Origin of the sequence: Enterococcus sp. MMGLQ5-1, assembly GCF_013155265.1 — a bacterium.
GTDB lineage: Bacteria > Bacillota > Bacilli > Lactobacillales > Streptococcaceae > MMGLQ5-1.
In genome coordinates, this window is sequence record NZ_JABJXU010000006.1 from 54,844 (window position 1) to 67,373 (window position 12,530).

The 12,530-nt window shown below is 33.7% G+C and carries 13 protein-coding genes; all 13 read right to left on the minus strand.

Annotation, left to right across the window (positions count from 1 at the left end; all coding sequences use genetic code 11):
* Positions 1-5: 5 nt before the first annotated feature.
* The 13 genes from HOY35_RS07575 to HOY35_RS07635 all read right to left on the minus strand — a co-directional run bounded on the left by HOY35_RS07575 (position 6) and on the right by HOY35_RS07635 (position 12,502).
* A complete protein-coding gene (locus tag HOY35_RS07575) occupies positions 6-1,886 on the minus strand; it encodes a rhamnan synthesis F family protein (protein ID WP_172212107.1) in 1,881 nt (626 codons plus the stop codon).
* Between the two features lie 40 nt (positions 1,887-1,926).
* Positions 1,927-2,958 carry a glycosyltransferase family 2 protein gene (locus tag HOY35_RS07580; RefSeq protein WP_172212105.1) on the minus strand — a complete coding sequence of 344 codons (1,032 nt, stop codon included), beginning with the start codon at positions 2,956-2,958 and terminating at the stop codon, positions 1,927-1,929.
* A 53-nt stretch (positions 2,959-3,011) separates the two neighbouring features.
* On the minus strand, positions 3,012-3,857 hold the full coding sequence (locus HOY35_RS07585; protein WP_172212103.1) for a polysaccharide pyruvyl transferase family protein: 846 nt from the start codon (positions 3,855-3,857) through the stop codon (positions 3,012-3,014).
* On the minus strand, positions 3,857-5,047 hold the full coding sequence (locus HOY35_RS07590; RefSeq protein WP_172212101.1) for a polysaccharide ABC transporter ATP-binding protein: 1,191 nt from the start codon (positions 5,045-5,047) through the stop codon (positions 3,857-3,859). The genes HOY35_RS07585 and HOY35_RS07590 overlap by 1 nt, the downstream gene beginning before the upstream one ends.
* Before the next feature lies 1 nt (position 5,048).
* Entirely contained in the window at positions 5,049-5,849 is an 801-nt protein-coding gene (locus HOY35_RS07595) for an ABC transporter permease (RefSeq protein ID WP_172212099.1), read from the minus strand.
* Between the two features lie 183 nt (positions 5,850-6,032).
* A complete protein-coding gene (gene murF, locus HOY35_RS07600) occupies positions 6,033-7,391 on the minus strand; it encodes a UDP-N-acetylmuramoyl-tripeptide--D-alanyl-D-alanine ligase (RefSeq protein ID WP_172212097.1) in 1,359 nt (452 codons plus the stop codon).
* Between the two features lie 61 nt (positions 7,392-7,452).
* Positions 7,453-8,508, minus strand: coding sequence for a D-alanine--D-alanine ligase (locus tag HOY35_RS07605; RefSeq protein WP_172212095.1), 1,056 nt, complete (start codon positions 8,506-8,508; stop codon positions 7,453-7,455).
* Positions 8,509-8,618: 110 nt separating this feature from the next.
* Positions 8,619-9,815, minus strand: coding sequence for an acetate/propionate family kinase (locus HOY35_RS07610; protein WP_172212093.1), 1,197 nt, complete (start codon positions 9,813-9,815; stop codon positions 8,619-8,621).
* Positions 9,816-10,002: 187 nt separating this feature from the next.
* On the minus strand, positions 10,003-10,980 hold the full coding sequence (locus HOY35_RS07615) for a class I SAM-dependent methyltransferase (protein WP_172212091.1): 978 nt from the start codon (positions 10,978-10,980) through the stop codon (positions 10,003-10,005).
* 85 nt (positions 10,981-11,065) lie between these two features.
* Positions 11,066-11,428, minus strand: coding sequence for a competence type IV pilus minor pilin ComGG (gene comGG / locus HOY35_RS07620; RefSeq protein WP_172212089.1), 363 nt, complete (start codon positions 11,426-11,428; stop codon positions 11,066-11,068).
* Positions 11,391-11,762, minus strand: coding sequence for a ComGF family competence protein (locus tag HOY35_RS07625; protein ID WP_172212087.1), 372 nt, complete (start codon positions 11,760-11,762; stop codon positions 11,391-11,393). Before HOY35_RS07625 ends, comGG begins: the two co-directional genes overlap by 38 nt.
* Before the next feature lie 55 nt (positions 11,763-11,817).
* Positions 11,818-12,144, minus strand: coding sequence for a hypothetical protein (locus tag HOY35_RS07630; protein ID WP_172212085.1), 327 nt, complete (start codon positions 12,142-12,144; stop codon positions 11,818-11,820).
* Positions 12,110-12,502 carry a hypothetical protein gene (locus tag HOY35_RS07635; protein WP_172212083.1) on the minus strand — a complete coding sequence of 131 codons (393 nt, stop codon included), beginning with the start codon at positions 12,500-12,502 and terminating at the stop codon, positions 12,110-12,112. The genes HOY35_RS07630 and HOY35_RS07635 overlap by 35 nt, the downstream gene beginning before the upstream one ends.
* Between the last annotated feature and the right edge of the window lie 28 nt (positions 12,503-12,530).

The window sequence follows — 12,530 nt, forward strand, 5'->3', positions numbered from 1 at the left end:
AAATACTATCTTTTATTCAATTTTCTCAAAATATAATTTTTAACTCGACGTAAAAAAGTTTTAACAGAATTAAATTTGACAGCTTGCTTATTCTGATTACCAATATCTGTAAGTAGCTCTATTGCACCTAATTTACCTGCAAGAGTCCCCTGCTGATCAAAAGGTGGAAATGCCGCAATTTTCTTTGTAATCTGACGTAAATAAAATTTTAAATTTAAATATTCTACTGCTGCATATTTATCCGTCATAATTGTTTTGATGTAATAATTTGCATCCTGGGCAATAAACGGATACGAGCGTTCAATGGCATGAGAAATTGTACCGTCAACTGGTAAAGGCTCTTCTGGAAAATCCTCATACTGCCATTCAACCTGAAATAATTTAGCCATCGCCTTAGGTCTAAACCAAAAAACCGAACCTAATGGTGCTACTACTTGATGCTCACCATCAATTGGCACATTAACCCCTAAACGTTTCAATAATGATTTCGTATTTTCAACATTATTTGGATCCGGAGTCCATTCTTTTTGAACCGTCCAAAAAAAATCACCATGATTAGGCTCTGGTGCAACGGCTAAGCCTAATTGGTTATCTGATTCAAATAAATGAATCACATTTTCAACATACGGCTTAGTGCCATAGATATTCACATTACATTTATGAGCAAAGCTATAGCCTACGGTCTGATTCCCTAATTGAGTAGTTTTCTTATCATGAGAATAACAAATTAAATCATAACCACCGTTTAAAACAATCTCACGAGCCCCAACTAATAGCGCCGAAACATCTCTTCCACGGTTATTTACTAAAATAACTTTGACCTGATTTGTCAAAGCTGAAAATTTCTCTTCAATTTGATTAATCAAATGCTGCTGGCTAGTTGTTACAAAAACGTCAACATTAGCTGGCATATTTTTAGCGTACGCTAAATAATCATCGATTAAATCCTCGAAATAAAGATGAAGAATAAAAGCAATTCTTAGACGATTCTTCTGTGCTACTGAATACTCAGAAGGTAATATTTCGACATTAGCCATGTTTTTGTAAATATCGTAATAGTGATAATTTGGCAAAATACTTGGCCCAATTAATTCAAACGGATAGTCAGTTTGATTTTTAATAAAGTCAAATAACTCAGGATTTTGTTCACCACTTCCCTGTTCCACATATTGCTGTAAATCATTAAAAGCCGCCCGTTTTTTAAAAATTGGACATCGTAATTCTTTCACCATTAAATGCGGAATATAGTAAATTGGCGCAATCGTGTTCGGATAAAAATGATCAGTATCCACAGAAACCTGCCATTTATAGCCTAAGTCAGCAAAATATCTGGTAAAAACTGTTTCATGGTGTCCAACACTCATGTCATAGGAAGTAATTTCTGGCATATCATACCAATATTTTTCCCAATCCATTGTATTAAATAAGCTGGACCTAATTGCAATCCAATGTGATTGAATGTGATCAGGATAGTATCCGTAATATGCTGTTGGTAAAAGATGAGGTGGTAATTGCATTTCACCAACCTTAGTTAAGCCCCAAAAATCAATTTCTTTGTTTTGGTCCATTTTATCAAAAGTCTCTTTGAATGGATAAAGTGGTCCCATAATGGTATTGTTTAACAAGATTAGCTCATCATACGACTTTAAATCAGAGCCAAGCTTCCTAATACCCTCTTGATAAGCACCTACATCCAAACCATGATTTTCTCTTTCAATTACCTCGCCAAACTTTAATAATTTCTTTTTATTGGCTTCATCAAGGCTACCATTAACTACAGTAATTATTTTTTGAGTATTCTTACTCAAATCTGTTAAAAAATAATCAACATAGTCATGGACTGTGCCTGCTGAATCATAAAAAAAGTAAATTGCTATCCGTTTCATCCCTTAACACCCTCACAAATCTCTCACAATATAGATAAAACTATTTCTTATCATTTGAAGCACGATGCAAAAAAACCTTGAAAACTTTATACCAAAATGAATTTTTTATTTCATTCAATTCTTGATTTTTTTGCAATAGCTCAGCTTCCTTAGAAGCTAATAGCTGATTCTGAATAGCCAAATGTTTTTTCAACTCAGAGAGCTCATTGTTAAAAAGAAAAATTTGCTTATCCTTTTCTTTACTAAGCTCATGCCATTTATGATTTTGAACTTTCAAACCAAAACGATTTAATTCATTCGCCGCAATGTTTTCAAAAAATAAATCTGGGTACTTGTTAATATATTGCCATTGCGTCTCATTAAGCTTCTTCAAACGTTTTAGATACTTTTTACCATCAGTTATGCTACTGTCACTATTTTCTAAACGTCTATAGACAACAGTCGCCTCATCTAAATAATAAACTTTTGATTGCGCAAATAGTTCTAATTGAATGTCAAAAGTATCATCAGCCGTTTCCTGATTAATTTCTTGATTAATCTTTTGCATTAACTCTGTCCTGACCAGCCAAGAGCCAGACATGGTCATTGTCAATAATACCAGATGTGTCGCAAAATTCTCAGGATTGGCTGCAACCAAATTTTTATTGACAGCACGCTCGATGGTGCCATCAATATTCAGAATATCATAGTCTGTATATACTTGTCCGAAATCTACATGAGCTTCTAAAAGAGCAACCTGTTTTGAAAGCTTTGCCGGATCAAGCCAATAATCATCGCCATCTAAACGAGCAATGTATTTACCCTTTGCTAATTTGCAAACATTAATCCAATTTTTTGCAATACCAAGATTTTCAGAATTTAAAATTAATTTAATTTTTGGATATTTTTCTTCTAACTGCTTTAAAATTTCAATGCTACCATCCGTAGAGCAATCATCAGCAATGATTAATTCAAAATTTTCGTAGTCTTGTTTAAAGACGCTTTCAACAGCTTCTTTTATATATAATTTTTTATTATAATTAGTTATGATTACACTTACTAAAGGTTTTCTCGATTTTTCAATATTTTTCATATCAATCTCCCTCAACTTTAAGTAAATACAAATTACACTAAACAATCTGATAACTAATATGGAAAAGAGTTAATCAATTTTTCTTGAATATCTTTCAAGGTACTTATTTTTTGATAATTAGTAATAACTTGCGCATGTGCAGCAGCATCAAAAATCAAATCAGCCGCCAAAAACTGATAATCTTTACCAATCGCCGAATAATAATCTAAGAATTTATTACCATATTTACCGCCATTACCATTTAGGTTGGACAATGGGACATGAATATTTGGTATACCAAAGCTATCCGCAACAATCAAGCCGTGAAGAGAAGAAGATAAAATCAATTTACATTGTTTTATTAAATCGGCTACTTTTTCGGGCTCTTGTTTTACAGAAATCAATAAATATTTTTCAGACTCTGAGTTAACCTTATCCATTAACGATTGCTTTTCATCGGAAAAATGGAGTATTATCCCAATTTTATCTAATTTTTCCACTTCATTAGTATAAATTAAGCTACATAATAACCCTGGATCTCCTAAGGCAATATTTTGCCACTTGCTCCCCAATTGTTTTCTGGTAATTTCACCTCGGACTGCATGAAAAGTCAAATTATTATTATCCTCAGTTTTTTGGTAATCCAACATCATACCAGAGCCCCAGATGTTTAAAGGATAATCAACTTTCATAAAAAAATCTAAAATCGAACCTACTGAAATCAAATCATACTTAATATGGTTATCAATCGAACTGGAGGCATAGAGTTCTACTTTTTTTCTAAATAAACGTTGGATAATATCAGCACCTAGCTCATCACCGAAGTTAATAAAGCCCGGCTCACGATACTGCCATAATTTTATTGGAGAATTTAGGTATTTAATTTTAAAGTACCTAAAATCAAAATTTTTTTTTAGCATCAGCTTAGTGTAATCCTCTCAGAAATTTTCCAATATTTATCATTTGGAAAGCTGCCCGAACTAATAATTTCAAAAGGTGTTGCCTCTTCATAATTAGCATATTCTTCACTACGATCACGCTTTTTCACACTAATCAAGGATGTATACTTACCATCTGGAAAAATATTTTCTAATTCAATATGATAATTTCGAGATTGCCCAGCAATCATCGTCTGTTTTTCATCCATTTTTTCATCTGTAACATATCGATAAATCCATCGACCAGTTGGATCCATAAGTACAAAAGTGACTACTGGATCATCAATATCAACTTTAGATTCAAAATTTAAGTCGAAAATAACCTGTTCGTTTGAAACAGCAACCTTGGAATTAAGCTTAACCCTTTGTGCTGCTTCGGCTTCTTCTACACGAGTTTCTTCAGGTTCGTCAACTGCTTCTCCAATTTCATTTTGGCGATTAAGCTCGCGGTAACGCTTAGCAACCTCAAGGGGCGTACCATCAATCTCTAGTTGTCCATCGTTAATTAAAATCGCCCGATTACAGAAATTTTGAACAGCTCCCATGTCATGAGTAACAAGAATAACCGTTTTATTTTCTTTTTTCAATTGCGCAAAATGATCAAAACATTTCCTTTGAAATGCCTCATCTCCGACCGCTAAAACTTCATCCAAGATTAAAACATCCGATTTGGCCTTAATAGCTACTGAAAACGCCAATCGAACCTGCATTCCACTGGAATAGTTTTTTAATTTTTGATGCATAAAATCTCGTAATTCAGCAAATTCAACGATCTCTTCATACATCCCATCAATTTCTTTAGTTGAAAAGCCGAGTAATGCACCGTTTAAATAGACATTTTCACGACCAGTTAATTCAGGATTGAAGCCAACTCCCAGCTCAATAAAAGAAACAAGCTTACCATTAATTGCTACATTTCCTTTTTCAGGTACATAGATTTGTGAAATAATTTTTAAAAGTGTTGATTTACCACTACCGTTTCGACCAACAATTCCAAAAAAATCGCCTTTATTTACCTCAAAATCAATATCTTCCAAAACTTTTTGTTCTGTGTAACCTTTAACGCCCTTAAAGACGTTAACCAAGGTTGTTCTAAGTGATTGTGACACATCTGTTGGTAAACGAAAAGATTTACTAACATGGTCAACTTTAACTGCAATATTTTTTTCCATATTAAAGAATCTCCGCAAATTTTTTTGAGCTATGTTTGAATACTGAATAACCGATTAATAAAACAACAAAAGGTATAAAGTAAGGAATCCACATAAATTTTGTTGAAACCATTTGACTGATTATAATATTTTGATCACTAATTAATAAATGTCGCGCATCTTGAATGATTTGCGCAAGTGGATTCATCATCATTACCTTCGCTATAGTTGGACTTGTATTAATCACCATTGTAATTGGATAAATAATAGGTGTTGCGTACATTCCAGCTTGCATGACCACTTCCCATATCGGTGCAATATCTCGAAAACGAACAAATAAGGTTGCCAGTAAAAATGCAATTCCTAAAGAAAAAATATACAGCTCGACAAATAATAAGGGTGCTAGTAAGGCAAATGGAGACAAGCTAACACCATTAATCAAGGCGAAAGCAATAACAACAAGCAAATTAATCAAAAAATTAATCATCGCATTGATAGATACAGAAATAACGACAATTTCTTTTGGAAAATCAAGCTTTCTCAATAAATCACCGCGCGCAACAATAGAGGTTAAACCCATTGAGGTGGTTTCTTGAAAAAAATTCCACATAATCATACCTAAAAGTAAGGCCACAGCAAAATGTGGAATGTCCTGTCCTAATCTTAAAAAATGAATAAACACCAAATACATCACACTAAATAGCATGATAGGCTTTAAAATGGACCATAAGTGTCCAATCAAGCTTCCTTGATAACGTAATTTAAAATCTGTTTTCACTAATTCTTTAAGTAAAATTCGATCTTTTTTTGAAAACAAAAACATGATTTCTCCTTAATTAATAACCAATTTTTTTAATGATTATTTGTAGTATCACTTTTCTTTAATTAAAAATGGCTACAAAACATATTTAAGTATACACTATGTGCTAATATAATTCATCTTACGTTAAGTAATTAACAATAAATAATTAACAACTCTTAACATATAAATATACTTTAAACTCACCTATTTTTCTAATAATTTTTCAACAGCCTGATCTAAATGCATACTATTTGAGCCCTTCAAAAGTACTTGATCTGTAGCCGAAACACAGTCTAATAAATCTTCAATCAGCTCGGATTTCTCATCTATATTTGCATTTTTTTGATAAAACCGAACTGCGCCTCGTGGATAAATCTCTGCTGCCAGCTCTGCTAATGGCCACATTTCTTCACCGTACAAAAATAGCCTTTGAAGCTTTTCTGGATTAAGATGTAAAATCATCGATTGATGTAAGGCCTTCGATTCCGCTCCTAATTCTTTCATATCTGCTAAAACAGCAATTTTAGATTGACCTGGCAATTCTAAAAAGGAGTCCAGGGTTAAGCCCATAGCAGTTGGATTAGCATTATAGACATCACTTAAAATTTCAATACCAGATTTTGAATACAACCATTCTGTTCGGTTACGCGTTAGCTTTAAATTTACTAAGGCATGGTGAATTTTAGAGATTGTCAGCTGGTGTGTCGCTAGGCCGACATAAATCGCCAAAAGTGCATTTTTTGCATTATAAAGGCCACTAAGCGGTATTTCGAATTCACCTTCAGCAAAATTTACGGAAAAAAGACTTTTAGTTTTACCTTCCTTAAAATTCGTAATAAAAATTTCACCACTCTCTCCAAAACGTTTAACTCGCTGCACCTTAATATATGGGTCTAATATTTCATCATCTGGTATCACTAATAACCCATTCTCTGATAAACCATCCTGAATTTGCATTTTGCCTTCAGCAATTTTTTCTCGACTGCCAAAAAATTCAAGATGCGCTTCACCAATCATCGTAATAACAGCAATATCAGGACGTGCAATTTCTGAAAGCAAACGGATATCACCAAAATGATCCTGACCCATTTCCAATACTAAATAAGTCGTTTCCTCTGGCATGTGCAAAATTGTATAGGGTAAGCCAATTTCATTATTATAATTACCCTGTGTTTTATATGTATGGCATGCTTCTGACATGACAGCAGCAATCATATCTTTAGTAGTTGTTTTACCGTTACTACCAGTTATTGCTATTACCTTAATATCCGAATGCTGTCTGACATAGCTTGCTAATTGTTGAAAGGCAACTAAATTATCTTTAACTTTAAGATATGGCATATTGCTGATATCCCGTTCTGAAAAGGTTGCGATTGCACCTTTTTCTTTTGCCAAATCGATAAAGTCATGACCATCTCTTGAGCCCCTAAGTGGTAGAAAGCAATCGCCTGCCTTAATTTTCCTAGAGTCAAATTCAAAATCACCAATTATTAAATCAGGGAACGATTGGTAATCATTTTCAGCCGAAACAATTGCACCGATTTGATGTAAAGTTAGTTTCATTAATAAATCACTGCTTTCTATTCACTACTAAATATTCTTAATCCACGATTCACAATACAGACTATTGTTCAAAATAGCTCTGTCTTAATTCAAAGCGTTCAACAGCTAACGTTAATAATTTTTCGATTAAATCCGCATAGGTCAAGCCCATATTTTCCCATAATAATGGATACATTGAAAATTCAGTAAAGCCTGGCATTGTATTTAGCTCATTTAGGTAAACTTCATTATTTTCATCTAAGAAAAAATCACAGCGTGCCAGACCTGAACAATCTAATAATTGATAGGCCCTTTTGGCATAAATACGTACCTTATGCTTAACAGCATCATTAACCTGAGCTGGAATTTGCATCTCGATGCGGTTATCAATATATTTAGAATTATAGTCATAAAAAGCGACATCCTTAACAATTTCTCCAGGCTCTGTTGTTTCGACTAGCTCATTACCTAAAACAGCTACCTCTATTTCACGTGCAGCTAAACCCTGTTCAACCAAAATTCTTGAATCATATTTGGCTGCTATGGCTAAACCCGAAACCAATTCTGAAGAATTATCTGCTTTAGAGATACCAACAGATGATCCCATATTAGCTGGTTTAATAAACATCGGATAATCCAATTTTTCTTCACAGCGATCAATGATTTGCTGGCTATTTTCGGCAAACTCACTTCGATTAAGTGCGATAAATTTAACCTGTGGGATACCTGCTGTCTCAAGTAATAATTTCGTCGTAATCTTGTCCATACCAGTCGCCGATGCCAGAACACCTACACCTACATAAGGCATTTTAATTGTTTCTAAAAAGCCCTGAATCGTTCCATCCTCTCCCATTGGACCATGTAAAACTGGAAAGCAAATTGCCTTTGCTTCATAAATTTCGCTTGGCGAAATTTTATCTGCTAGAGTAATACTTTGATTAGTTAATAATTCTTCTTGTGTATTCGGCTTAATGTCAAAATGCTTACCACGAATAAAGTCCCCTGCCTGAGTAATAAAGTAAGTTTTAACAAAATAGCGATTATAATCGATCGCACTCAATACCGAAAAAGCTGAAAGGATAGATACCTCACGTTCAGCGCTACGACCGCCATATAGCATCACTATTGTTTGTTTCATATTTGCCTCCCATAATCTATTGATAGATTGATATTTCTCTATAATTATTATTACTATATTTTATCATATAAAAAAACCCAAAGTACAAGAAGACTTTGAGTTTTTTATTTTTATGATCTATTTCTTAACTTTTCCACATCACGTGCAATTACTAATTCCTCATCTGTCGGAATCACAAGCACTTTAACCTTAGAATCCTCTGTTGAAATATCCCCTTCAACGCCAAAAACATTTTTACGCTCATCAATTTTAATGCCAAACCATTCAAGATCTTCAACAATGGCACTTCTTACCCAAGTTGAATTTTCGCCAATTCCAGCAGTAAAGACAATCGCATCTGCGCCATGTAGGACTGCTAAATATTGGCCAATATATTTTTGAATTCGATTAACAAAAATATCAAAGGCTAATTCAGCGTCATGATTACCAGCCTTACGTTCGTCAATAATATCACGCATATCAGAGGAAATCCCTGAAATACCTAATAACCCAGACTGACGATTTAAAATATCAATCATATCATTAATATTTGTCAGACCAAGCTTCTCCATAATAAATGGCAGAGCTGACGGATCAATATCACCTGAACGCGTACCCATTGTTACCCCTGCTAATGGTGTGAATCCCATCGAAGTATCGACTGAGCGACCATGTCTTACAGCAGTGATAGAAGCACCATTTCCAATATGAGCAGTAATCAACTTTGTTTCTTCAAGCGGTTTGCCTAAAATCTCTGCAGCCTTTTTACTAACATAGGCATGACTTGTACCATGCGCACCATACTTTCTGACTTTAAAATCCTCATAGTAGCTTCTAGGCAAACTATATAAATAATTAACTGGTGGCATTGTTGAATGAAATGCCGTATCAAAAACTGCAACCGACACAATATCTGGCAAGATTTTTTTAAATGCTCTAATTCCCGAAGCATTGGCCGGATTATGAAGTGGTGCAAGCTCTGCAAGCGATTCAATTTTTTTCAAAACTTCATCTGTCACAACAACCGATTTTTTAAATGTTTCCCCACCAGCAACAACGCGATGTCCTACACCAGTAATTTCATCAAATGATTCAATAATTTTTAAATTAATTAACTCTTCTAAAAGCTTTTCAACCGCCTGTTCATGATTGGGAACGGTTTCAATTTCTTCAAATTTTTGACCATCACCATATTTAATTGTAAATATTGAATCTTTTAGACCAATTCTTTCAACAATACCCTTGGCAATAACGATTTCTTCAGGCATTTTGTAAAGCTGCCATTTTAAACTAGAACTTCCTGCATTGATTGCGATTGTTTTAGACATAATCATTCTTCCTTATCTAGCCATAAACAACTTGCTACTCTTTATAATTAACACAAGCTCTATCAAAGAGTAGCAAAAAATTGTTCTTAGCTTCTATCATTCATTTAGGTTAACATATCCAGTTTAACAAAAAAAACGGATTTTGAAAACGCTTTTTTATGATATTCTGAAGAAATGAAGAAAAGCATTAAGCCCGCTTTGCTTGCCAGCTTTTCAACATTTTCATAAAATCCTTAATAGCTTCAGGTGATTTTAAACTCATTAATTGATAAATAAATAATTCATTTTGTTGATTGGAATCGCTTGGTTTTTCAAAAAGATAGATTGCCTTTTGAACTTGTTCAGCTCTAAAAGCTTCAGATGGCAAATTAATAACCATTTGTAAATAGCAGCTTTTTTTCAACCAATTTACTAATAGATCAGATTGTTCGGAGTCAAATAAGGTAAGCGGCGCTAAAAAAATTGCAAAGCCACCAGCTTTTAAATTTCTTAACGCATTCTCAATTAATAAATGATGAGCATAGGTATGCCCCTCTTTCGCAGATACCTGATACTGCTCAGAGATTCCATCAAGTGGATAATACCCGACAGGCAAATCACTAATAACCACGTCCATTGCTTTGTCTTGATATTGGACTGCATCCATATGCTTTAGCTTGAGCTGGCTTGCTGTTAAATCAGCAATACTCGCTGCTAGCTCAACTAGTAATGGATCATTTTCAATGCCAGTTAAAGTGCCGAATTTGCTACTAGGTAAACCAAACTCAATGGTTTGACTTAAATTAGCCGTTCCACTACCAAAATCAAGTATGTTTAGAGCTTCCTTTTCCATTAGCTGATTAATTAAAAAAGTAAAAATAAAACCAATACTATCAGGCGTCAAGGCATGATTAGCTTGAATACGCGTCGTTTGATAGCCTTTAATAATTACAAATTGAAAAGCCTTCCTTAAAGCTTCTGAAGTAAGCTCAAGTTCTTTAATTGCTTCAAAATTTTTTTCAAGCTCCGAAATCGAGTCTTCAGAATTGCTCAACTCAATAAATTGCTTGTAGCGAATATTATGCTCAACTAATGCATCAAAAAAATCAGCACCTAATTCATTTTGGATGAGCTGCGTATTATAAATTATTTTATCAACTGCGATTTCAATTTTCTCGATTTGCATTATAACCTCTACCTTCTAAAACATTATTTTAATTGCTTACCTAGCTTCTATTTTAGCAAGAGCAGACAGAACAATGCAATCATTATTAATCTAGTATAGCCTGCCTTGACCAATAATACATTCGATTATTTCTATCAGGGAAAATTCTAAATTCGACCATGGCTTCGTTCTGATTTATGAAGGAGTATTCTACCAACCCGTTTTCAAAACGAATGGCGCCCTCACCCCTTAAATTTTTCTCAATAAGATAACGTTTAGCCATGACTTCCATGATACCAACCCGAGTTGACAGCCTCTGTAATTTTAAAAATCGCAATTCGTCCTGTTGCAGCTCAAGACAAAAATTAAAGGTTAGAAAAAAAATACTAAACAAAATTAATACAATTAATAAAATACCACCATCCTGTTTCTTATTTAGCATACCAATAATACTTGCCTTTAAAGCCATCCTTTAGTATCACCTCAATTTTAATTAAAGCAGCATTTTGCGTAATCATTACCTGCTTAACGTTCATCAGCATTGGCTGATAGCCTAGTCCCTCTGCATTCATTTTTCTAAAGTCAGTGCCATTTCCTGACCTTGAGCTACCAAAAGAAATAATTTGTTGATTATTGTCACTATTTTTTACTACAAATAACTGATTTTCTTCAACCTTGATTAACCGAGCATCCTGCAGCTCGATATCTAATAGATTGCTAAATCTTACCCAATCTGCAGCACTAACATTTTTAAATTCTGATATTACCTTTGCTTCTAATTTTGTTAGCCCAATTACAAGCATTAGAGTACCTGATATCGCGATTAAAGCAACCAAACCTTCCAGTATCGTAAATGCCTTACTCCAAAATTTTAAAAGTAATGGTTTCAGCCCCTTCTATGCTTAATATTCTAATTTTCTGCCAATCATCAGCAGATACTTTGATTTCAGGTTTTTCATCATTAATAATTTCAAAATCATCTTTGGCAATTTCTAATTGATTTTTTCTTTCCTGAAGTGCTCTGAGTATAGTCACTTGGCTAATCAATAGCTGTTTATTGCTAATAAACTGATTGAGTCCATCCAGAAAATAAACAGTAATTAAAGCAGAAAGTCCTAAAGCAAGTAGTGATTCAATTAAAACATAGCCTCTAATTGTCTGATATCGTTTTTTTATATTGACCACTTCCCAATAAAAATTGATAGCTTACTCTTTCCATTTTTGTCTCTAAGTAAAAATCAATCTTTTCAATTTTCGATAAATTACCATTGGCTAAATATTTAATTACAAAATTTTCTCTTGAACTTTTAATATGAGTCGGTAATTTAGCTTGCCAGTCATTTTGGTTAGTAGCTTGCGAACGGATATAAAAATTATTAGCTTCAAATCCAAAATAATAATCCTGTTCATAAGCTGTCGCTAAACGCTGAGTAGCTCTAATTTTAGATTCAATTTGTTGAATAAATAAAGTCTCAACTATCGTTCGCTGAACCACCTGATAATTTTTAATAGAAATAATACTCACTAAACTAATTACTGACATTACAATTATTGACTCTAGTAAAGTAAAG

Excerpts from the sequence above, each read along its gene's own strand:
- HOY35_RS07575 (WP_172212107.1), bottom strand. The coding sequence starts at position 1,886 with ATGAAACGGATAGCAATTTACTTTTTTTATGATTCAGCAGGCACAGTC.
- HOY35_RS07580 (WP_172212105.1), bottom strand. The coding sequence starts at position 2,958 with ATGAAAAATATTGAAAAATCGAGAAAACCTTTAGTAAGTGTAATCATA.
- HOY35_RS07585 (WP_172212103.1), bottom strand. The coding sequence starts at position 3,857 with ATGCTAAAAAAAAATTTTGATTTTAGGTACTTTAAAATTAAATACCTA.
- HOY35_RS07590 (WP_172212101.1), bottom strand. The coding sequence starts at position 5,047 with ATGGAAAAAAATATTGCAGTTAAAGTTGACCATGTTAGTAAATCTTTT.
- HOY35_RS07595 (WP_172212099.1), bottom strand. The coding sequence starts at position 5,849 with ATGTTTTTGTTTTCAAAAAAAGATCGAATTTTACTTAAAGAATTAGTG.
- murF (WP_172212097.1), bottom strand. The coding sequence starts at position 7,391 with ATGAAACTAACTTTACATCAAATCGGTGCAATTGTTTCGGCTGAAAAT.
- HOY35_RS07605 (WP_172212095.1), bottom strand. The coding sequence starts at position 8,508 with ATGAAACAAACAATAGTGATGCTATATGGCGGTCGTAGCGCTGAACGT.
- HOY35_RS07610 (WP_172212093.1), bottom strand. The coding sequence starts at position 9,815 with ATGTCTAAAACAATCGCAATCAATGCAGGAAGTTCTAGTTTAAAATGG.
- HOY35_RS07615 (WP_172212091.1), bottom strand. The coding sequence starts at position 10,980 with ATGCAAATCGAGAAAATTGAAATCGCAGTTGATAAAATAATTTATAAT.
- comGG (WP_172212089.1), bottom strand. The coding sequence starts at position 11,428 with ATGGCTTTAAAGGCAAGTATTATTGGTATGCTAAATAAGAAACAGGAT.
- HOY35_RS07625 (WP_172212087.1), bottom strand. The coding sequence starts at position 11,762 with ATGCTTGTAATTGGGCTAACAAAATTAGAAGCAAAGGTAATATCAGAA.
- HOY35_RS07635 (WP_172212083.1), bottom strand. The coding sequence starts at position 12,502 with ATGTCAGTAATTAGTTTAGTGAGTATTATTTCTATTAAAAATTATCAG.